The sequence below is a fragment of the Citricoccus sp. I39-566 genome, assembly GCF_031432995.1.
Taxonomy (GTDB): Bacteria; Actinomycetota; Actinomycetes; order Actinomycetales; family Micrococcaceae; genus Citricoccus; species Citricoccus nitrophenolicus_A.
The window spans coordinates 431,980-452,945 of record NZ_CP133842.1; the positions used below are offsets into that span (position 1 = coordinate 431,980).

General features: G+C 71.6%; 20 protein-coding genes. 5 read left to right on the plus strand and 15 right to left on the minus strand.

What is annotated here, in order from left to right:
• Positions 1 to 251 precede the first annotated feature (251 nt).
• Genes RE421_RS02005 through RE421_RS02030 form a run of 6 tightly spaced genes read right to left on the minus strand, consistent with a single transcriptional unit; the run spans position 252 to position 5,190 of the window.
• Positions 252 to 731, minus strand: a complete 480-nt coding sequence (locus tag RE421_RS02005; protein ID WP_309813438.1) for an Lrp/AsnC family transcriptional regulator — start codon at positions 729 to 731, stop codon at positions 252 to 254.
• A gap of 42 nt (positions 732 to 773) precedes the next feature.
• Complete coding sequence (locus tag RE421_RS02010; protein ID WP_309813440.1) at positions 774 to 1,370, minus strand: energy-coupling factor transporter transmembrane protein EcfT; 597 nt, start codon at positions 1,368 to 1,370, stop codon at positions 774 to 776.
• A complete protein-coding gene (locus RE421_RS02015) occupies positions 1,367 to 2,062 on the minus strand; it encodes an ABC transporter ATP-binding protein (RefSeq protein ID WP_309813442.1) in 696 nt (231 codons plus the stop codon). Before RE421_RS02015 ends, RE421_RS02010 begins: the two co-directional genes overlap by 4 nt.
• Positions 2,059 to 3,273 (minus strand): thiolase family protein, encoded by a 1,215-nt coding sequence (locus RE421_RS02020; RefSeq protein WP_309813444.1) that lies wholly within the window; start codon positions 3,271 to 3,273, stop codon positions 2,059 to 2,061. Before RE421_RS02020 ends, RE421_RS02015 begins: the two co-directional genes overlap by 4 nt.
• The gene (locus tag RE421_RS02025; RefSeq protein ID WP_309813451.1) at positions 3,270 to 4,481 is read right to left on the minus strand and encodes an AMP-binding enzyme; all 1,212 of its coding nucleotides are present in this window, start codon (positions 4,479 to 4,481) and stop codon (positions 3,270 to 3,272) included. Before RE421_RS02025 ends, RE421_RS02020 begins: the two co-directional genes overlap by 4 nt.
• Positions 4,468 to 5,190: a biotin transporter BioY gene (locus RE421_RS02030; RefSeq protein ID WP_309813454.1), complete on the minus strand. Its 723-nt coding sequence runs from the start codon at positions 5,188 to 5,190 to the stop codon at positions 4,468 to 4,470. Before RE421_RS02030 ends, RE421_RS02025 begins: the two co-directional genes overlap by 14 nt.
• Before the next feature lie 98 nt (positions 5,191 to 5,288).
• Here RE421_RS02030 and RE421_RS02035 point away from each other — a divergent pair, with 98 nt between their 5' ends.
• Positions 5,289 to 5,885 (plus strand): TetR family transcriptional regulator, encoded by a 597-nt coding sequence (locus RE421_RS02035; RefSeq protein ID WP_309813460.1) that lies wholly within the window; start codon positions 5,289 to 5,291, stop codon positions 5,883 to 5,885.
• Here the strand turns inward: RE421_RS02035 and RE421_RS02040 are convergent.
• Positions 5,856 to 7,424 (minus strand): SulP family inorganic anion transporter, encoded by a 1,569-nt coding sequence (locus tag RE421_RS02040; RefSeq protein ID WP_309813470.1) that lies wholly within the window; start codon positions 7,422 to 7,424, stop codon positions 5,856 to 5,858. The genes RE421_RS02035 and RE421_RS02040 overlap by 30 nt on opposite strands.
• Before the next feature lie 90 nt (positions 7,425 to 7,514).
• Between RE421_RS02040 and RE421_RS02045 the strand changes: the two genes are divergently transcribed.
• Complete coding sequence (locus RE421_RS02045) at positions 7,515 to 8,054, plus strand: SRPBCC family protein (RefSeq protein ID WP_309813480.1); 540 nt, start codon at positions 7,515 to 7,517, stop codon at positions 8,052 to 8,054.
• A gap of 209 nt (positions 8,055 to 8,263) precedes the next feature.
• Here RE421_RS02045 and adhP read toward each other — a convergent pair whose 3' ends face one another.
• The 5 genes from adhP to RE421_RS02070 form a co-directional block, all read right to left on the minus strand.
• Positions 8,264 to 9,292, minus strand: a complete 1,029-nt coding sequence (gene adhP / locus RE421_RS02050; RefSeq protein WP_309813492.1) for an alcohol dehydrogenase AdhP — start codon at positions 9,290 to 9,292, stop codon at positions 8,264 to 8,266.
• A gap of 149 nt (positions 9,293 to 9,441) precedes the next feature.
• Positions 9,442 to 10,965, minus strand: a complete 1,524-nt coding sequence (adh, locus tag RE421_RS02055) for an aldehyde dehydrogenase (RefSeq protein ID WP_309813504.1) — start codon at positions 10,963 to 10,965, stop codon at positions 9,442 to 9,444.
• A gap of 119 nt (positions 10,966 to 11,084) precedes the next feature.
• Entirely contained in the window at positions 11,085 to 12,389 is a 1,305-nt protein-coding gene (locus RE421_RS02060) for a GAF domain-containing protein (RefSeq protein WP_309813507.1), read from the minus strand.
• The gene (locus RE421_RS02065; RefSeq protein ID WP_309813510.1) at positions 12,386 to 12,826 is read right to left on the minus strand and encodes a DUF779 domain-containing protein; all 441 of its coding nucleotides are present in this window, start codon (positions 12,824 to 12,826) and stop codon (positions 12,386 to 12,388) included. The genes RE421_RS02060 and RE421_RS02065 overlap by 4 nt, the downstream gene beginning before the upstream one ends.
• Before the next feature lie 40 nt (positions 12,827 to 12,866).
• The gene (locus RE421_RS02070; RefSeq protein ID WP_309813513.1) at positions 12,867 to 13,985 is read right to left on the minus strand and encodes a PucR family transcriptional regulator; all 1,119 of its coding nucleotides are present in this window, start codon (positions 13,983 to 13,985) and stop codon (positions 12,867 to 12,869) included.
• A 172-nt stretch (positions 13,986 to 14,157) separates the two neighbouring features.
• Here RE421_RS02070 and RE421_RS02075 point away from each other — a divergent pair, with 172 nt between their 5' ends.
• Together RE421_RS02075 and RE421_RS02080 are read left to right on the plus strand one after the other, a co-directional pair.
• Positions 14,158 to 15,474, plus strand: a complete 1,317-nt coding sequence (locus RE421_RS02075) for a cytosine permease (RefSeq protein WP_309813516.1) — start codon at positions 14,158 to 14,160, stop codon at positions 15,472 to 15,474.
• 56 nt (positions 15,475 to 15,530) lie between these two features.
• Positions 15,531 to 17,090, plus strand: coding sequence for an amidohydrolase (locus RE421_RS02080; RefSeq protein ID WP_309813519.1), 1,560 nt, complete (start codon positions 15,531 to 15,533; stop codon positions 17,088 to 17,090).
• Between the two features lie 100 nt (positions 17,091 to 17,190).
• Here RE421_RS02080 and RE421_RS02085 read toward each other — a convergent pair whose 3' ends face one another.
• The gene (locus RE421_RS02085; RefSeq protein WP_309813522.1) at positions 17,191 to 18,846 is read right to left on the minus strand and encodes a thiamine pyrophosphate-dependent enzyme; all 1,656 of its coding nucleotides are present in this window, start codon (positions 18,844 to 18,846) and stop codon (positions 17,191 to 17,193) included.
• A 308-nt stretch (positions 18,847 to 19,154) separates the two neighbouring features.
• Here RE421_RS02085 and RE421_RS02090 point away from each other — a divergent pair, with 308 nt between their 5' ends.
• Complete coding sequence (locus RE421_RS02090; protein ID WP_309813524.1) at positions 19,155 to 19,856, plus strand: CGNR zinc finger domain-containing protein; 702 nt, start codon at positions 19,155 to 19,157, stop codon at positions 19,854 to 19,856.
• Here the strand turns inward: RE421_RS02090 and RE421_RS02095 are convergent.
• A complete protein-coding gene (locus tag RE421_RS02095; RefSeq protein ID WP_309813529.1) occupies positions 19,843 to 20,265 on the minus strand; it encodes a hypothetical protein in 423 nt (140 codons plus the stop codon). The two genes, RE421_RS02090 and RE421_RS02095, sit on opposite strands and share 14 nt — an antisense overlap.
• Before the next feature lie 105 nt (positions 20,266 to 20,370).
• Entirely contained in the window at positions 20,371 to 20,961 is a 591-nt protein-coding gene (locus RE421_RS02100) for a hypothetical protein (RefSeq protein WP_309813532.1), read from the minus strand.
• Positions 20,962 to 20,966 lie beyond the last annotated feature (5 nt).

A 20,966-nucleotide genomic window follows, 5' to 3' on the forward strand; every position in this document is an offset into this window, starting at 1 on the left:
GACCACTCCGGCCACGGCCTGGGGCACGGTGGCGCGCACGGCGGAGGCGGCGGGCGAGACGGTCGGTGAGACGGTGGGGGCGGGCGCAGCGGTCACGGGGAACTCCTCGGCCAGATGGATGTCGGGTCTTGCCGAGAAGTGTGTGGGGCCAGCCCCCACTGCGCAATCGAACCAGCATCAGCTGAACACTCTGTGCATTCTGACTGGCCGCACGGCCACATAACTGGACACCCTGACCGGCCCTGGGCGCCTCAGGAAGTCGAGTCGGTCACCGCATGGAGCAGGGGCAACGTGCGCCCCTGGATGTGGGTGCGCAGGGCCAGGGAGGACGAGGTGCGCGCCACCCCGGGCAGCTGGGAGATCCGGTCCAGCACGTCCTGCAGGTCCTGGCCGTTGCGGGCCACCACCCGCAGGTGCAGGTCGTGGTCCCCGGTGACCGTGTAGAGGTCGGTCACCTCGGGGATGGCCGCGAGGATGCCCTCGGTCACGGGTTCGTGGCCGATGTTCTGGATGATGTCCACCGAGCAGAAGGCCACCAGGTCATAGCCGAAGCCCGCTGGATCGACCTGCGGGACGATCGCCGAGATCACGCCCCCTGCCTGAAGCCGGGCCAGCCGGCTGGTGACGGTGCCGCGGGCCACCCCCAGCCGGCGGGCACATTCCAGGATGGGCAGCTGCGGATGGTCGGTCAGCAGCTGGACCAGCCGGGCATCGAGGTCGTCGGGTTGCATGGCGCCCATTGTGGCACCCGCCGCCCGGCCGCTGACCTGCGGTCACGACTGACCGCGGGCCACCAGGGCGTCGCCGACGTCGTCGGCGTGCTGGAGGGAGAGCACGAGCACCGGAACCACCCACGCCCATGCGCCTGCCCGGACCCCGCGGCTGCGCTGGGCCTCGCGCACCTGGCGGATGGACAGCCCGAGCTGGCCCACGGCGGCCAGCGTCAGCGCGAGGGCCAGGCCGATGCGGTCGGGGCGCACCCCGAACCGCCGCAACGGCCCGAACAGCGCCTCCGCCGCGCCGAGAACCCCCTCCACCGGAGTGGTGCGGGTGACGGCCTGGGCCAGCAGCACCAGGCTCAGGACGCGGGCGGTGTTGGTGGCGGCCTGCACCGGTTCCAGGAAGACCAGCTGCGTCACCACCAGGAACGCCAGCAGCATCACCAGCAGCCGCGCGTCCCGGGCGAGCAGCCGCCACCCCAGCCCCGCCACGGCGAACACCACGGGCGGCAGGGCCAGCAGTCCCGCCGCGGCCCACCAGGACGCGGGCAGGAAGGACACCGCGAGTGCGAGCACCGCGAACCCGCCCAGCTTCACGCCGGCCGGCATCCGGTGCAGCGGCCCGCGGCCCGGCACGTAGAGCGAGATCATGCCGGCAGCAGCTCCTCATAGGCGGCGATGACGTCGGCGGGCGGCCCCTGGCGCACCAGCCGCCCGCCGTCGATCAGCACCGCCTCCTCGCAGCGCCGGGCCAGCTCGAGGTCGTGCGTCACGAGCAGCACGTCCGGCCCGTCCGCGTCCAGCAGCCGCCGCGCCACCGCGCGCCGGTGGCGGGCGTCCAGCAGGGAGGTCGGCTCGTCCGCGATCACGAGGTCCGGCTCCCCTACCAGGACGGCGCACAGGGCCAGGCGCTGCTGCTGCCCCGAGGACAGGGACAGGCAGGGACGGTCCGCCAGCTCCGTCAGCTCGTGCTCCACCAGGGCCCGCTCCACCCGCTCCGCGACCTCGCCGCGGGACAGCCCCCGCCCGCGCAGGGTCAGGGCCACGTCCTCGCGCACCGTGGGCATGATGACCTGGGCGGCCGGGTTCGCGAAGAGGAACCCCACCCGCCGCCGCAGCTGCCGGGCCTGCCGGACGGTGTCCAGGCCACTGACGTGGACGGTGCCGGCGGCCGGCCGGTTCAGTCCCCCGACGGCCCGGGCGAGCGTGGACTTGCCGGAGCCGTTCTCCCCGATCACCGCGGTGGTGTGGGCGGAGAGGGTGCACGTGAGACCATCCAGCAGCACGGCGCGCCGCCCGCCGTCCTCGGCCTCGATCCGCAGCCCGGAGATCTGCACCGTCATGGCAGCCGCTCCAGCACCATCGCCGCCCCCATGCCCCCGCCGATGGCACACGCGGCCACCCCCAGGGATCCGGGGGCCATCCCGTCGAGCCGGTGGACCAGCCGGACCACGGCCAGCGCCCCGGAGGCGCCCCAGGGGTGGCCCAGCGCGAGCGCCCCGCCGGCGGCGTTGACCCGCGGGTCGATCCGGCTGCCGGTCCCGCCGTCCACCGGATCGACGAGCCCCAGCCCGTCGAGGGACGCCAGCGCCTGGGCCGCGTAGGCCTCCACCAGTTCCACGGCGGCGAGCTCCCCGAGCCCGACGCCGGCCTGGTCCAGTGCCGCGCGGACGGCCGCCACGGGTGCCAGCCCGGGCAGCGCCGGGTCCCCGCCCGTCAGCACCCAGGCGCGCAGCAGGCAGGGCGCGGTCATCGGGCGTCCCGGCTCCCCCACCGCCCCAGGCTTCGGTACACCCTGCGGCGCTACCTGCGGTGTGGCCGTTCCGGCGCGTCCCGCCCGTTCCGCCGGCACCAGCAGCACGGCGGCGGCCCCGTCGGAGACCCGGGCCGCGGTCGCCGGGGTCACGGTGGCCCCGGGGCGGTCCACCACCGGGCGGAAGCGGGACAGCACGCCGGCACCCAGCCGGCGCGGGCCGTCGTCGCGCCCCAGTCCGGGCACGGTCTCCCGGGACCGCAGCGCGGCGTGCTCCAGGGCGAGGGCATGGCTGCGGGCGGCGAAGGCGTCCTGGCGCTCCCGGCCGAGGCCCAGCTGCCGGGCCAGGTCGTCGGCCGCCTCGGTCATGTCCGGGTCCGCGAATCCCGCCGGGGCCATCGGCGCCTGGCGGTAGGGCACCCCCGAGAGCAGGCGCGCGGGCGCCGTGGAGGCGCTCTCCGTGCCGCCGGCGGCCACCGGGGCCCCGGTGCGCAGCACGTGGTCGGCGGCCTGCTGGATCGCCACGAGGCCCGCGCCGCACTGGGCGTCCACGCTCCAGCCCACGGCCCCCGTCCCGAATCCGGCGCCCAGGGCCGCCACGCGGGCCGGGTTGCCGCCCGGGCCGCAGCAGTTCCCCAGCACGACGGCGGCCGGCACCTGACCGGCGGCGCTCGCCAGGTGGCGCAGGACGGGAGCGGCCAGCTGGTCGGCGCCGAGGTGGCCCTGGGCGCGGGACCGCCCGGTGACGGGGGTACGGGCGGCGGCGACGATCGCGACGCCGGGCGCGGGTGCGTCGCTCATGCCCGGCCCCCCACCGGGGAGGCGTCCGGACGGACGACCAGGGTCTCGCCAGCCAGGGCCTCGGCCTGCCCGGCGTCCAACCGGCGGACCTTGCCCGAACCGGTCCGCGGCAGCTCCGGGACGGTCCGCCAGTGCCGCGGCCGCTGGGCCACCGCCAGCCACTCCCCCGCGGCCGAGCGGATCCGCCGCACGGCGGCGGCGTCCAGGACTGTCCCGGGGGCCGGCTCGAGGTAGGCGGCCACCCGCTGGCCGAGCAGGGCGTCCGGCCGGCCGACCACGAGGGCCGCCTGAACGCCCTCGATCTTGGTCAGCACGGCCTCCACGTCGGCGGGGACCACCGTGGCGCCGGCCGTGAGGATGGCCTCGTCCGCCCGTCCAGCCGGGACCAGCACCCCGTCCTCGAGGCGGGCGCGGTCGCCGACGGTGACCCAGCCGTCGTCGTCCTGCAGGGCGCCGGCGGTCAGGTGGCCACCGGCGCCCACGGTGCCCAGGGCGCGCTGGGGGGTGCGGACCCAGAGGACACCGTCCCGGACCTGCACGTCCACCCCGTCGAGCGGCCGCAGCCCGTCCCCGGTGTCCGCCGCCACGTAGGACAGCTCGGCCGCCCCGAAGTAGGACGCCACGCGTAGCCCGTGGGCCCGGGCGCGGGCGGCGAGCGCGGGATCCAGCCGGTCCCCGCCGACCAGGACGCCGCGCAGGGTGGTGCGGGTGCCGGCCTCGAGCAGGTCCACGAGGTCCCGCAGCTGCCACGGGGTGCCGTGCATCAGCTCGGGGCCGTCCGGACCGGCCAGGTCCGTGGCCCGCAGCCGGGCCCCGGCCGGGACGCGGACGTCGAGCCCGGTGGCGCGGGCGTGCGCGGCTGCGTTGAGGGCCATGGAGGAGACGGGGTGCACGGGGACGAGGATGCGGTCGCCGGCCCGGGCGTCCAGCAGGGCGGTGACGGCCGGGTAGGCGGTGCGCCAGGAGGCCTCGGTGCGCAGCACCACGCGGGGGGTCCCGGCGCTGCCGGAGGTGAAGGTGGCCCAGTCGGCCTCCGGCGGCACGCCGTGGGACCGCACGGTCCGCACCACGGCGTCCCAGTGACCCTGCGTCCACCGCTCGTCCCCCACCAGCGGCACCCGGCCGCCGGCGCGTGCCTCGAGGGCAGCGTCCAGCACGGCGGCGTGGTCGGCCCCGCGGATCGGGGCGATCCGGTCAGCGGAAGGCACGGGGGTACGCCCGCCACAGGGCCATGGTCACGAGGCAGGCGACGGCCGCCTTGAGGAGGTCGCCGGGCAGGAACGCCAGGGAGGTCAGGGCGGTGTCCGCGAGCGCCATCCCGGTGATGAGGGCCTGCACCGGGATGCCCACGGCATAGATGGCGAGGATCCCGCCCACGAGCATGCCGGGCACCGCGCGCAGCCACGTCGGCCGGAGCGGCCGGTGGCGGCCAGGGACGGCCGCCCCGCGGGAGCGCCGGAAGCCGTGGAGGAACAGGCCCACGACGGCGGCGCCCAGCACCCAGCCGAACAAGTACCCCGCGCTCGGGCCCACGAAGACCCCCAGGCCTCCGCGGCCGCCCGAGAGCAGCGGCATCCCGAAGGCCACGAGCACCAGCAGCAGGCACACCGCGGCGGCTCCGCGCCAGGGGCCCAGGATGGCCCCGGCGAGCATGACGCCGAGGGTCTGGGCGGTGATCGGCACCAGTCCGGGCACCGGCACCGCGCCCATCAGCCCGAGCGCGCCGATGAGGGCGGCGAAGACGGCGATCCGGGCCAGCGAGCGCAGGGCGTCCTCCCGGGCGACGGCCCGGCCGACTGCGTGGCCGGGGTGCGGGCTGACGGTGCCGCTCGGTGCCTCCCCCTGCGGGTCCGCGGCAGGCGGGAGGGGCGAGACGGCCGCCTGTGTCGGCTGTGTCGGCTGAGGGATGCTGCGCATGGGACCTCCGGGCGGCGAGCGGTTGCAGATGGCGGAGCGTCAGGACGATCGCGTCCTGAACACCGTTCAGTGAACAGTGTTCAGGGTAGCCTATATCCATGCCGCGCTCCGCCACGACCCCTGCCCTCGACGTCGAGGACCTGGTGCAGGCCTCGCTGCGAATCCTCCGGGACTACGGGCTGGCTGACCTCTCGATGCGCCGCGTGGCCAAGGAGCTCCAGGTCCAGCCCTCGGCGCTGTACTGGCACGTGCCGGACAAGCAGTCGCTGCTCGCGCTCGTGGCCGATCGGCTGCTCTCCGAGGTCCGCGCCCCCGGCCTCACGGGCGACCGGCCCACCGACGTCCACGGCCGGGCCATGGCCCTGCACGGGCGCCTGCTCGCCACGCGGGACGGCGCCGAACTGGTGGCCTCGGTGGTGGCGCTCGGTACCGGCGGCCGCCGGGTGCGGACCCTGCTGGAGGAGGCGGCCCCGGGGCAGGCCGTGCTCGTGGAGGCCGTCCTCTCACTGCTGCTCGGCCATGCCCTCGTGGTCCAGCAGCGGCGCCAGGCCCAGGAACTCGGGCTGGCCCTCGGGGGCGGCGCGGCAGCCGGGTCCGCAGGGCGCCCCGCGGAGGGGCCGGGGTTCCCCGACCTGCTGGACCTGGTGCTCGATCCGCCGTCGGGCTCAGCCTCCGGGAGCGATCTTCCCGCGTAGCCGTTGCCGCATGGCAGCGCTGGCCTCGTTCAGGCCCACCACCTCCACGGTCTTGCCGTAGCGCTCGTACTTCTCCGTGATCGCGTCCAGGCTGGCCACCGTGGAGACGTCCCACAGGTGGGAGTCGCTCAGGTCGATCACCACGCGGTCCGGGTCCGCCAGGTAGTCGAACTGGGTGTAGAGGTCGTTGGAGGAGGCCCAGAACAACTCGCCGTCCACCCGGTAGGTGACCGAGCCGGCGTCGGGCTCCTGCTCGACGCGGCGCACCGTGACGAAGTGCGCGACCCGCCGCGCGAACAGCACCATGGCCGCCAGCACACCCAGGCCCACACCCACCGCGAGGTTGCCCGTGGCCACGGTGCCGGCCACCGTCACCACCATGACGGCCGTCTCCGACTTCGGCATGGCCCGCAGGGTCGAGGGCCGGACGGAGTGCCATTCGAAGGTGGCCCAGGAGACGTAGAGCATGACGGCCACCAGCGCGGCCATCGGCACCGCCCCCACCACGTCCCCCAGCGCCACGGAGAGCACCAGTAGCATCACCCCGGCGGTCAGGGTGGACAGGCGGGTGCGGGCGCCGTTGGCCTTCACGTTGATCATGGTCTGCCCGATCATGGCGCAACCGCCCATGGTGCCGAAGAATCCGGAGATGATGTTCGCCCCGCCCTGGCCGAGGGACTCCCGGGTCTTGGAGGAACCGGTGTCCGTGATGTCGTCCACCAGCTTGGCCGTCATGAGGGACTCCATCAGCCCGACGACGGCCATGGCGGCCGCGTAGGGGAAGATCACCTGGAGCGTCTCCAGGGTCAACGGCACTTGGGGCAGCACCAGCATCGGCAGCCCCTGGGGCAGCTCGCCCTTGTCCCCCACGGTGGGCACCGCCAGCTGGGCCACCACCACGAGGCCGGTGACCACCAGGATGGAGACCAGTGACGCCGGCACCGCTCCCGTCAGCCTCGGGAACAGGAAGATGATCAACAACCCCAGCCCCACCAGCGCATAGACCGGCCAGGGAACCCCCATCAGGTCCGGCAGCTGGGACAGGACCATGAGGATGGCCAGCGCGTTGACGAACCCGGTCATGACCGACCGGGGGATGAAGCGCATGAGCCGGGCGACGCCGGCCAGTCCCAGCACCACCTGCAGGATCCCGGCCAGGATCACGGTGGCGAAGAGGTACTCGACCCCGTGGCTGGCCACCACCGGGGCGATCACCAGGGCGGTGGCCGCGGTGGCGGCGGAGATCATGGCGGGCCGGCCGCCGAGGAAGGAGATGGAGATCGCCATGATCGCCGCGGCGAACAGGCCCACCTGCGGGTCCACCCCGGCGATGAGGGAGAAGGCGATGGCCTCCGGGATCAGGGCCAGCCCCACCACGATCCCGGACAGCAGCTCGGTCTTCAGCCACCCGGGCCGGCGCAGGGTGCGCCACACGGACTGCCGCTGCTCCGGCGTCGCGCCCGTCCGGACCACGGCGAGGTTCTGGGCCACCTCGGGGTGGCTCGGTGCGCGCTCGGGGGCGGGGCCGGCGTCGGGCATGGCGGGATCTCCATCGGTGCGGGGGGGCGACGAGTCCACCCTAGCCGCGCGCTCCGCGGCCGCCGCTCCCCCGCTTCCTACACTGGAACCATGAGCAACGAGCCCGAACGCGCCACTCCGTCAGCCATCAACCCCGAGACCGGGCTGCCCACCTCCGCCCCGCAGGCCGGTTGGCCCCAGCCGGTGGACACGGGCCCGCTGCAGGTCAGCTACCGGATCCCGGTCAACGCCCCGGCCTCGGAGCTGTACGCGATCCTGGCCAATCCGCACCGGCACCACGAGGTGGACGGCTCCGCCACGGTCCAGTACGCCAAGACCGGTCCGGACCGCCTGACGGTCGGGGACGAGTTCTCGGTGGCGATGAGGAAGTTCGGCGTCCCCTACACCATGACCCTCGTGGTCACCGCCGCGGACGAGAACGAACTCGTGGAGTGGAAGCACCCGGGCGGGCACCGGTGGCGGTGGCGATTCGAGGATCAGGGGGATGGGAGCACCGTGGTCACCGAGACCTTCGACTACTCCTGGACCCGGCACGTGGTGGCCCGCGGTTACGAGCTGACGCGGCGCCCGCAGGACAACGCCCACGGCATCCAGGCCTCGCTCACCCGGCTGGCCGGCCGGTACCTCTGAGCGTCCCTGGGCGCCGCTCGGCATTGCCAGCGCTTTCCCAGCCGCGGCCAAGTGCCCGAACAGGTCCGGCCCCTACTGTGGAGAGCACCTCATCAAGGTGCGAGTGATGATGATGACAGGGCCCCGGGCCCGGCAGATTGCGTCCCCCCTCACGCAGCCGGATCACCCGGGGCCCGCCCCTGTCCTGGACCGGTCGGCGGACCAGCGCCCTACGAGGCGGAGTAGTCCAGGACCACCCGGCCCTCGATCTTGGCGTGGTGCATCTCGTCGAGGATGGCGTTGATGTCCTCGATGGGGCGCTTGGAGTAGGTCGGCCGGATCTTCCCGGCGGCGTAGAACTCGAGCGCCTCCACCATGTCCTGGCGGGTACCGACGATCGAACCGCGGATCGTCAGCCCCTTGAGCACGATGTCGAAGATCGGGGCGGGGAAGTCCCCCGGGGGCAGCCCGTTGAAGACGATGGTCCCGCCACGCCGGGTCATGGCGATGGCCTGCCCGAAGGCCTTCGGGTGGACGGCCGTGACCAGCACGCCGTGCGCCCCGCCGATCTTCTCCTGGATCTCCACCGAGGGCTCGGCGATATTGGCGTTGACCACGATCTCGGCGCCGTGCCTCTGCGCCAGGGCCAGCTTGTCGTCCGCCACGTCCACGGCCACCACGCGCATGCCCATGGCCACCGCGTACTGGACCGCGATGTGGCCCAGACCGCCGATCCCGGAGATGACGACCCACTGGCCGGGCCGCACCTCGGTCCGCTTCAGGCCCTTGTAGACGGTGACTCCGGCGCAGAGCACGGGGCCCACCTCGTAGGGATCGGATCCCTCGGGGATGATCGGGGCGTGTTTGGCGTCCACCAGCATGTACTCGCTGAACGAGCCGTTCGTGGAATACCCGCCGTTCTGCTGGTTCTCGCACAGGGTCTCCCAGCCGGTGCGGCAGTGCTCACACGTCCCACAGGCGCTCCAGAGCCAGGCGTTGCCGACCATCTGACCGACGCTGAGCTCGGTGACACCCTCGCCGAGCTTCTCGACCACACCGACACCCTCGTGGCCGGGGATGAACGGCGGGGAGGGCTTGACGGGCCAGTCGCCCGTGGCGGCGTGCAGGTCCGTGTGGCAGACCCCCGAGGAGATCAGCTTGACCAGGGCCTGGCCCGGTCCCGGCTCGGGGATGGGAACCTGCTTCACCGCCAGGTCCTGGTTGAAGTTCTCGACGACTGCGGCCTTCATGGTGCTCATGGTCACTCCTGGGTCGTGTGCTCGTAGATGGTGCCGTGGTGTTCGGTGTGGGCGCGTTCGGCCCGCCCGGTGTCCCGCGGCGCCTGGTGGGCGCGCGGGACCCGGGTCATGGGTGGGTGGGGTGTGGGATCGGGCGGGTGGGCCCGGGTCTAGAAGAAGCCGAGCTTGTTCTCCGAGTAGGAGACGAGCAGGTTCTTGGTCTGCTGGTAGTGGTCGAGCATCATCTTGTGGTTCTCTCGTCCGATGCCCGAGGACTTGTAGCCGCCGAAGGCCGCGTGGGCCGGGTAGGCGTGATAGTTGTTCACCCAGACGCGGCCGGCCTGGATGGTGCGGCCCGCCCGGTAGGCGGTGGTGCCGTTGCGGGACCAGACGCCGGCGCCGAGACCGTAGAGGGTGTCGTTGGCGATGGTCATGGCATCGTCGAAGTCCTTGAACGTGGCCACCGAGACCACGGGTCCGAAGATCTCCTCCTGGAAGACGCGCATGGAGTTCTGACCCCGGAAGATCGTCGGCTGGACGTAGTAGCCCTCGGCCAGATCGCCGTCCAGGTGGGCCTGCTCGCCACCGAGCAGCACTTCGGCCCCCTCCTGGCGGCCGATGTCCAGGTAGGACTTGATCTTCTCGAGCTGGTCGTTGGAGGCCTGGGCGCCCATCTGGGTGTCGGTGTCCAACGGGTTGCCCTGGACGATGGCGCGGGTGCGCTCCACCACGGCCTCGAGGAAGGGATCCGCGATGGACTCCTGGACCAGGGCGCGGGAGGGACAGGTGCACACCTCGCCCTGGTTGAGGGCGAACATGGTGAAACCCTCCTGGGTCTTGTCCCAGTACGCGTCATCGGCGGACAGGACGTCCTCGAAGAAGATGTTCGGGGACTTGCCGCCGAGCTCGAGGGTGACGGGGATGAGGTTCTCCGAGGCGTACTGCATGATCAGCCGGCCCGTGGTGGTCTCACCGGTGAAGGCGATCTTGCGGATGCGCTTGTTGGAGGCCAGCGGCTTGCCCGCCTCCAGTCCGAAGCCGTTGACGATGTTCAGCACGCCGGCCGGCAACAGGTCCCCGATCAGCTCGGCCAGCACCAGGATGGAGGCCGGGGTCTGCTCGGCGGGCTTGAGCACCACGGCATTGCCGGCTGCCAGCGCCGGGGCCAGCTTCCACGTGGCCATCAGGATCGGGAAGTTCCACGGGATGATCTGCCCCACCACCCCGAGGGGCTCGTGGTAGTGGTAGGCCACCGTGTCCTCATCGATCTGGGACAGGGAGCCCTCCTGGGCCCGGATGGTGCCGGCGAAGTAGCGGAAGTGGTCGATCGCCAGCGGGATGTCCGCGTTGAGCGTCTCGCGGACCGCCTTGCCGTTGTCCCACGTCTCGGCCACCGCGAGCATCTCGAGGTTGGCCTCCATGCGGTCGGCGATCTTGTTGAGGATCACGGCCCGCTCCGCCGGGGTGGTCCTGCCCCAGGCCGCCGCCGCGGCGTGGGCCGCGTCCAGGGCGGCCTCGATGTCCTCCGGCGTGCCGCGGCCGACCTCCGTGAAGGTCTTTCCGGTGACCGGGGACGGGTTCTCGAAGTACTGGCCCTTCACCGGCGGGACCCACTCGCCGCCGATGTAGTGCTCGTAGCGGGACTTGAAGGTCACCTTCGATCCGTCGGTTCCGGGGTTCGCGTAGATGGTCATGTCAGCTCCTGGATGGCGGGGATGGCGGGGATGGTTGGACTGCTGACTGTGAGGCTAGTCACCGTCAGGTTGCATCAACGTTGCATCCCACCGACGCGGCCTTCCGGGCCTGGAGCTCGCTAGGCCCCCTCGGCCTGGAGCCGCTCCACGGCGCTGACGGCCAGGGACCGGCGCGGGGAATCGGCCGGCAGCAGCTGCAGCGCCGTCATCCACACGTCCAGGTCGCCGGCCGCCTCCGGGCGCCCGGCGTAGGACCACAGGTCCTCGATCCCGGCGTTCTCCAGTACGGACTCCCGCAGGTCCGCCTCCAGCTGCCGGCGGATCTCGGTGATGCCCGGGGACACCGAGCGCGGCAGCACCGGCCCGGCGGCTTGGGACAGGGCGGCGCCGACCTCGCCCCGGCGCAGGGCGTCCCGCGCCAGCACGGCGTCCGTGACCAGGCCGCCGTCCAGCCGGTAGGGCCGTGACCGGATGGACAACGAGGGCACGCTCACGGCCAGGAAGCGGCGTAGCCGGTGCATCTCCGCCCGCAGCGTGGTCCCGGCGTGATGGCCGTAGAGGAGATCCTCCAGCTCTGCGCCGCCGAGGCCCGGGCCGTGCCAGTCCAGCAGGGTCAGGATCTCGGCATGCTTGCCGGAGGCCTCGCACCAGGTGCCGTGGGGACCGGACACCCGAGGGGGCAGCCCGCCGGTGACGCGCACGAGAACCTCCCGGCCGGCGTCGGGCCCCGGCGGGGACGGCATCGCGAGGGGCGGCGCCACCGGGGCCGGGAGTGCGTGGTCCCGCCAGGCCGACTGCACCGCCTCGGCCGCGGCGCTCAGCAGCGGCAGCGCCAGGGGCGAGACGGCCTCGTCCCCACCGGTCAGGTCGATGACGCCGACGATCCTGCCGTCCGCGGGGTCCCGCAACGGCACCGCCGAGCAGCTCCACGGGTGCACCACGGGATGGAAGTGCTCGGCGCGGCTGACCTGCACGGGCCGGCCGGAGTACAGCGCCACCCCCGGCGCGGAGGTCCCCATGGAGGCCTCGGACCAGTCCGCCCCGGGGACAAAACCCATAGTCTCGGCACGGCGGCGGGCCACCGGGTCCCCCTCGACCCACAGCAGCTGCCCCTCGGCGTTGCCCAGCGCCACGATCAGGCCCGCATCCAGCGCCGGATCCACCAGCAGCCGGCGGATGATCGGCAGCACCGGGGACAACCGATGTCCCTGCCGCACGTCCCGCAGGTCGTCATCGCTGACCATCCGGGGCTCCCGGCGTCCGGCCGGGCCGCCGAGGTTCACCAGGGACCGGCGCCACGAGTCGGCGACCTCCCCCCGGAGCTGGCCCAGCCCCCGGCCCGGGAACCTCGTCAGGGCGGCCAGCTCACCGTGGGCCCGCTCGACCGCCTGCTGGTAGGTGGGACCGGACAGGGGCAGGGTCACGCGACGCCCATCAGCCGCGAGCGGATCAGGAAGCGCTTGCCCTCCGGGGCCTCCACCGAGAAGCCCGAGCCGCGGCCGTCCACCACGTCCAGCGTCAGGTGGGTGTGCCTCCAGTACTCGAACTGCTCCCGGCTCATCCAGAACGCCAGTCCGTGGCCGCTGGGCAGCTCGAAGGTGCCCAGCAGGATGTCCGAGCCACCGGTCTTGAAGTCGCCGTCCGGGAAGCACATGGGCGAGGAGCCGTCGCAGCAGCCGCCGGACTGGTGGAACATCAGCGGTCCGTGGACCTGCTCGAGTGCGGTGATGAGGTCCAGGGCGGCCTGTGTCATCCCGACGCGCGAGACGGATTCGTCCTCAACCTCTGGCCGGGCGTCCAGCACCGAGGGGGCCTGGACGGACTCGGTGCCGCCGGTGGTTTCCGGTGAGGGGGATGTCATGACGGAACCTCCTGCAGGTAGGGGTCCCACCACCGTATCCCTATGTGTGGCTCACGTCACTGCCGGCGGCGTGGGTTGCCAAGCGCAGCACCAGATGACCTTCGGGGTCCAAGGGATCGATCCCCACCAGTGCCCCCACCCGTGCCATCCTCTGGCGCACCGTGTTGACATGGAGGTACAACAGCCTGCTCGCTCCGGCCAGGGAGCCCCTCGACTGGACGAAGACCTCGACGGTGCCCAGCAGCTCCGTGCCGTGGATGGCATCGTAGCGTTGGATCGGCGCCAGCACATGGTCGGCGAACGGCGAGAGCTGCTCCGGGGTGAGCCGGGCCAGCAGCCCACCCACACTGGCCAGGTCCTTGGCGGCCGCCGGCCGGCCCCGCTGGCATGCGACCTCGAAGGCGCTCCAGGCCTCTCCCAACAGCCGCCGCAGGGACCCCGCGGCGGCCGGGCCACCCCAGCCGTACACCGAGATCTTCCGGGACTCCACGTGGTGACGCACCGCCGCCTCCTCGCCGACCACCAAGACGCGGCGATCGCGCCAGCCCACCAGGGCCAGTCCCCGGGACGGCGTCGGCACCCCGCCCTCGGCCGCGTGGCATGCGACCGCCAGGCAGTGGTTCCCGGCGGCCAGGAACGGCGCATGGTCCGCCAGCACCGCGGGATCCGCCTGCCCCCGGCGCACGTGGTCCATGAGCGATCCGATCATCACCCGCTCGGTGTGCTCGGCCCGGCGGCGGGCCTGGTCCGTCCCGACCCGCTCAGCGATCGCCATGAAGGGGGTGGACCGCGGCACCTCCACCACGGGCATCGAGGACTTGCGCGCCGCGGTCATCAGCGCCTCCGGTACGACCTCGCTCCACGGCCCCGTCCCGAACCCGATGGCGGCCACGCCGGCCCGGGATGCCGCGCGGACGAAGGCGGCCCCATCCTCCGTGGAACGCCAGACCATACCGGTGGTCAACAGCAGCTCCCCGCCTCGCAGGAACGCGGTGTTGTCCACCATCTCCGTGGTCAGGACCGCCCGCACCCTCCGGCCCAGGTGCCCATCTACCGTCCTGAGGGACAGCTTCAGCTCGCCCCAGGAGAGCACTTGCTCCACCGTGGGCCAGTGGACTTCGTCCTCGTCGGGTCGTGGACCGGTGCTTCCAGGGGGCATGTTTCGACCCTAGGGCCGCGATGTTTCGGAGCCATTGCCGGGTGATGTAGATCCGCACTCTCTTCCTCCTCGACCCTGTCCACCTCCACGTCCCGTGTTTCCGGACCGGCTGAACGGGGGGTGCCTGCTCCTACAGTTCCGGGTGTTCCGACCGACCTGCCCAGGAGCCGATATGACTGCCCTCGCACCCCCACCCGTCGACACCACCCAGGCCAGTCGGCCGGTGGACGCTGACTATCCCGCATCCCGGGTTCCCCTGCACCAACGGCGCCCCACCCTCTCCTTGGTCATCGTCATCGCCGGGTTCGTCTTCTACACCCCGACGATGGTCACCGGTGGCGCCGTCGCGACGTCGTCTGGCTTCGGTGGCTATCTGGGCCTAGCGATCACGGCGTCGCTCATCCTGGCCGTCTACATCGGGCTGCTGGCCGTCGCGAGCGCCCGCACCGGGCTGACGACCGTGTTGCTGTCACGCCTCGTGCTCGGGCGATGGGGCGGCAAGTGGGCCTCGTTGATACTCGGCGGCACCCAGGTCGGTTGGTACGCCATCACCATCGGGATCCTGGGCGATCTCATCTCGACCGCCTTCGGCTGGCAGATCACGTGGCCCGTGATCGTGGTCGGCGGCATCCTGATGGCGACCACGGCCTACGTGGGTTTCAAGGGAATCGAGATCCTCTCCTGGATCTCCATCCCGCTCATGCTGGCCCTCTGCCTGCTCGTCTTCTTCCGGGCCATGGAACACACGGGCGGATGGGCCGGTCTGCTCGCCACTGCGGGCACGGGTGACATGTCCCCTGGTCTCGCCATCACCCTCCTCGTGGGCACCTTCGTCTCCGGTGGCACGCAGATTGGCAATTGGAGTCGCTTTGACAGGGGGTCCTCGCTCCGGGTGTTCAGCATGGTCTTCGCAGCCGTGGTGATCGTCCACTTCACCATGCTGTTCTTCGGTGGCGTCGGTGCAGCGGCCTTCGGGGAGCCGGACTTCGTCAACCTGTTGATGACCATGGGATTGATCACCGCAGCGGTGGTCCTGCTGGTCGCCAACCTCTGGACCACCAACGACAACGCCGCCTACGCCTTCGGCGTGGCCGGAGCGGAGTTGTTCGAACGGAAGTCCAAGAGCCCGTTCATCATCGGCGGCGTGGCCATCGGCATCGTGCTAGCCATCACCGGGGTCGCCGATGCCATGACCAACTTCCTGGTCCTCGTCGGAATCGTGATCCCTCCGCTGGGTGGCGCCCTCATCGGAACGTTCTTCGTGGCCTGGCGCGGCAAGGACCCGGGAGCCGACCTGGACGGGCAACCGCGATTCCGCATCCCGGGAGCCGTCTCCTACGTGGTCGGCGCAGCCGCCGCCTTCGCCTGCAACATGCTCGCTCTCGGCAGCCCGGCACTCGTCGGCATCATCGTCTCCGCTGCCCTGTCCGCCGCGTGGGGGACGCGGGACCGGCGCCGGGGTGCCACGACCGCTGCCGCGACCCTCTGACCGCCCCCTCCCCTGTCCACCCGTCGACCACGCACCCGAATGAAGGAAACCACTCCATGTCACTCCTGATCCGCCAAGCCAACGTCATCACCATGTCCGAGGGCTCCGGCAGCTCGCCGCAGACCCTTGACCTCCGCATCGACGGCCAGAACATCGCCGCCATCGGCCCGAACCTGGAGCAAATCCCGGGCGACGAGGTCATCGACGGCCGCGACCGGCTGGTGACCCCGGGATTCATCAACGCCCACACCCACTCCTGGGAGAGTATCTACAAGGGCCGGTATGACAACATGCCCCTGGAGGCCTGGCAGCTGTACACCTATCCGCCGCTCGGCGCCCCGCCGCGCTCCCCGGACTTCATCCGGGCCCGGTCCCAGCTGTTCGCCTTGGAGAACCTGAAATCGGGTGTCACCACCGTGGTGGACGATGTCCTGGAGACCCCTTCACTGGATTTCGGTCAGTTGGAGGCCGTGGTGGACTCCTACGACGAGATCGGCATCCGCGCCAACGTCTCGGGACATGTCAAGAACGTGCCGTTCCTCGACACCACCCCGTATGTCTCTGAGCATCTCGACCGCGAGACCATCGCCCGGGCGCACGGGGAGTCCCTGGTCACCGCCAATGAGTACCTGGACTTCAGCGAACAGGCCATCCGCCGCTTCGGCGGCCGGGGAAATGGCCGCATCAACTACATGCTGGCACCGTCGGCCCCGCAACGCTGCACGCCGGAGCTGCTGACCGGCGCCGTGGCCCTGGCCGGCCGGTACGGGATCGAGTGCCACATCCACATGCTCGAGACCAAGACCCAGCTGGTCACGGGTCAGGAGTTCTACGGCATGAGCCTGCCGCAATACATGCAGAGCATCGACGCCCTGTCCCGGAACACGACCTTCGCGCACGGCATCTGGGTCACCGACGAGGACATCGAGATCCTGGCCGACCACGAGGTCTCCATCTCCCACAACCCGATCTCCAACCTGAAACTCGGATCCGGCATCCTGCCGTGGCGCAAATACCAGGACGCCGGGGTGAACCTCGGCTTGGGCACCGACGGCTGGTCCTCCTCGGACACCCCCCGCCTGCTGGAGGTCATCAAGATGGCCTCCCTGCTGCACAAGGTCACCGATTCCGACACCGATCGATGGCCGACCGTCGAGGAGACCCTGCGTGCCGGGACGATCAACGGTGCCAGATCCGCCATGCTGGACCGCAGCATCGGCTCCCTGGAGGTCGGCAAGCGCGCCGACCTGCTCATCTGGGACCTGAAGACGCTGAACTTCACCCCCCGGCAACGGCTGGACCACCAGCTGGTGTACTCCGAGAACGGCAGCTCGCTCGAGTACGTGATGGTGGACGGCCGGATCGTGGTGGACCATGGGACGCTGACCACCCTGGACGAGCAGGGGATCGTGGACGAGTTCAACGGCTATCTGCCCGAGATCCACGCGTGGCAGGACCGCACCGACCAGCTCAACCAGGTCTTCCATCCGGCATTCGCGGCCATGTACGAGACCTGCCGCCATGCCCCGTCCCCGATCAACCGGTGGGCAGACATGTCGGACGCGAACGCCGCGGGTCACCGGCCGGCGTCGGGAATCCCCTCCCTGGTGTCCTGACCGTCTCCGGGGACGGCGGGTCGTTCCCGACGCGGCACGGTTAACACGCAGTGGCCGGCCCCGCGGGGCCGGCCACTGCGTGCTGTCAGGCGCAGAAGACTCAGTAGGCCTTGACGCGCTGGTCCACGATCAGGTGGATCAGGGCGAAGGTGCCGTCCTCGTCGATCGCCTGGGTGGCGGCCTCGACGGCGGCCGGGACGTCGGCGTCCTGCTCCACGCGCACCCCGAAGCCGCCGAAGGCCTCGGCCATCTTCGCGAAGTCCGGGTTCTTCAGCTGGGTGCCGGAGACCCGGTTCGGGTAGTCCCGCTCCTGGTGGGTGCGGATGGTGCCGTACTCCTGGTTGTCCATGACGACCACCAGCGGGGTGGCGCCGTACTGGGCGGCGGTGGCCAGCTCCTGGCCGTTCATCAGGAACTCGCCGTCACCGGCGATGGTCACCACGCGGCGGCCCGGGTGGTTCAGGGACGCGGCCACGGCGGAGGGCACCGAGTAGCCCATGGAGCCGTTGCGGGCCGAGACCATGGACGCGTAGGAGTTGGTGGGGAAGTAGCGGTGCGCCCAGTTCGTGTGCTCACCGGCACCCAGGGTGATCATGGCGTCCTCGGGCAGTGACCGCACCAGGTTGGCCATGAGCGTGTCCATCCGGGCCTGGCCCTCGGCGGGCTCCGCGGACGGCAGGGCGGCAAACCTCTCCTGCTCGCCGCGCATACGGGACGTCCACTCCTTCCAGCTCTCCTTGACGGCCAGGTCCATGCGGACCAGGTCCCGCACGAACACGTCCGGCTTGGCCACGATCTGGTGGGAGACGGGGCCGGAGCGGCCGCGCAGCGAGGGGTCGATGGTGACGAGGAAGTTCTTCTTGTCCCAGTTCTGGCGGACCTTGAAGCCGTCCGTGACCACGTCCCCGGGGACGGTGCCCACGAAGACGATGAGGTCGGTCTCCTCCAGCAGGTCATAGGTCGGCTTCGGGCGGCCGTAGCCGATCGGGCCCACATAGGAGGGCGAGGTGAAGGGCACGGTGCCCTCGGTGCGCCACTCGGCCGCGGCGGGGATGTGGTGCTCCTCGAGCCAGGCCGTCAGGGCCTCGGCGCCCTCGGTGGTCCAGTCGTTGCCGCCGGTGATGAACAGAGGCTTGTCCGAGCCCTGCAGGGCCTCGTTCAGGGCCTTCCAGTCCTCCACGGTCATCCCGCCGGTGGCGACGGGGATGTTCGGGTGCAGCTCGGGGCTGATCTGCTCCTTGATGATGTCCTCGTGCAAGCCCACGATCACCGGGCCGGGGCGCCCGGAGGTGGCGGCGAACATGGCCTCGGCCACGATCTCGGAGGCACGGGCGGCGTGGTCCAGGGTCATCACGCGCTTGGCGCCGGACTCGAACCACATCTGCGGGTCGAACTCCTGGAAGGCCTCCTTGCCCCGGTGCTCGAAGGGGATCAGGCCCACGAACAGCACCATGGCGGTGGAGTCCTGCCACGCGGTGTGCAGCCCCACGTGGGCGTTGGCGGCGCCGGGGCCGCGGGTCACCATGGCGATGCCGGGAACGGAGTTCATCTTGCCGTCCGCCTCGGCCATGTAGGCGGCCCCGCCCTCGTGGCGGCAGATGACGTTCTCGATCGCGGAGTGATGCAGACCATCCAGCACGTCGAGGTAGCTCTCACCCGGAACGGAGTAGATCCGCTTGACCCCATGGGCTTCGAGGGTGTCGACGATGACGTGTCCGGCCGACTTCGTGGTGGCCGTGGTCTGTTCAGTGCTCATACAGGGCTCCTTGGACTGTGTGCGGTTCCGGCCCTGCCGGTCCCACGGCCCGGGATGGTCCTCGGGCGGCGCGCTGGGCGAACTTCGTACAAGTTACCCCAGCCGGCAGGGCCCCTCCCGTGCTGTGGCAGCATGTGTCTTCCCGCATCGGTACCCGGCACCGCTCCGGGCCCACGTGGCGGTCTCCTGACCACCACGTGGTTTGCCTCACGCGGCCTGACGTGAACCTCCAACGCGACGTACAGTGCTGTCACCGCCTGCGGCATTCACCCCCGGATGCCCGTCAGGAGCAAAGGAGTCACCGCCGCATGTTCTCACCCATCACCACCTCACGTCTGGCCCTGGCCGCGACGCTCGCCAACACGGCCCCCGGCTTCCGGGGCGGCCGCCAGCTGCCCGATCGGCTCGACGGGGCCGCGGGGCTGCCCTCCGCGCTCCCCGCGATCCTGCCCGGCTGGGGTTTCGAGGAGGATCCCTCCAGCGCCACCCTGCGTTCCGTCCGGAAGCTGCGGGCCGCCGTCGCCGGTGTCTGGCAGGATGCCGCGGCCGAGGACGCGGACGCCGCACTCGAGGGACTCAACGCCCTGCTCGGCGCGGCCGGCCCCGTCCGTGCGGTCCTGCCCCCCGGTTCCACCGTCCGGTCCCCCGCCATCCTGGCCGCCGGTCACGAGGGCGACGCGCCGGACAAAGCCGCGTCCACGGCCTTCGCCCTGGCCCTGGCCGAGGTGGCGCTGGCCGGGGAACTGACCCGCCTGCGGACCTGCTCGGGTGAGGACTGCACCAACGCCTTCGTGGACCTGACCCGCAACCGCTCCAAGCAGTTCTGCGACGAGGCCAACTGCGCCAACCGCGCCCACGTGAAGGCCTACCGGGCCCGGCGCGCTGCGGAGGCCGCCACGGCGGGTCAGGAGCCGGCGGAGCAGCCGGCCCCGAAGAACGGCAGGGCCAAGGACGGCAAGCCGGGCAAGAAGAACGGCAAGCCGGCCAAGAAGAAGGCTAAGAAGAAGTAGTCCCGCCGGGCTCCTCGCGGCCGGCCTCCTCGCGCTTGCGCTGGGCCTCGGCCTTGCGCCGCGCCACGGCCTGACGGTGCAGCTCCTCGGAGGAGCGGTGCACGCCCGAACCCTGGGACAGGTGCTCGGGGTTGTCCTTGGCGGCCAGCTGCAGCATCGCCACCACCACCAGGGACACCATGAAGAAGACGCCGAAGGCGATCAGCCCGAGGTCGAAGCGGATCGGGTTGTCCGTGCCGCCGGAGGACGCCATGGTGGCCACCACACCGCCGATCAGGGCCAGCGCGAAGGAGAACCACAGCGGTCCCTTGATCGTCTGCAGGAACCGGGGCTTGCCCTCGCGGCGGTCCGACGAGGCACCGCCGGGGCGCTGGTCCTCGGGCTGGGGGCCGGTCTGGGGCGTGCTCACGTACTGATCTCCTGGTCTACGGGTCCGGTGCGCGGGCCGGTGGGCCGCGGCGCACCCCTTCATTCTACGGCGTGTAGAGAACGGGTTTCGACCCGGCCGCGGGGCCTAGCTGCGCGGAGCGCGGGGTCCCTCCCCCGCGCGGGCGGCCGGGCCGGCGTCGTGCCGGAATCCGAAGCCGGAGATGGCCAGCACCACGGCGATGACGATGGCCCCACCGCCCACGATGCCCAGCAGCCCGTGGGCGTCCAGGTTCAGGAACAGCAGGAGCCCGACGCCGGACAGGGCACCCACCAGCCCCGTGTACAGCTGATCCCGGGCCGGGACGAAGGCCTTGCGGTGCTGCGCCCAGGCGACCAGCTCGGCGGCGCCGGAGCCGATCAGGGCCGCCGCGGCGATGATCCCGGCCACGAAGACGGAGCCGGCGAACAGCAGGGCGATGGCCCCGAGCATGAGGACGGCGGCGGCGATCGAGAGCGGCCCGCGCATCCTCTCCGGCACCGGGTCGCGGCGCAGGTACTCCCACAGCCCCGAACCGGAGAACACGAAGTAGGCCGCGAGCCCGTACTTCAGCACGCCCAGCCCCGGCTCCTGCAGGAACACGGTGGTCAGGCCGAAGATGACGGCGATGAGCGCACGGACCAGGATGGGCTTCCACATGATCGTGGCGGTTTCGGCGGGGGCTTTGGCGGCAGGCACCCCGC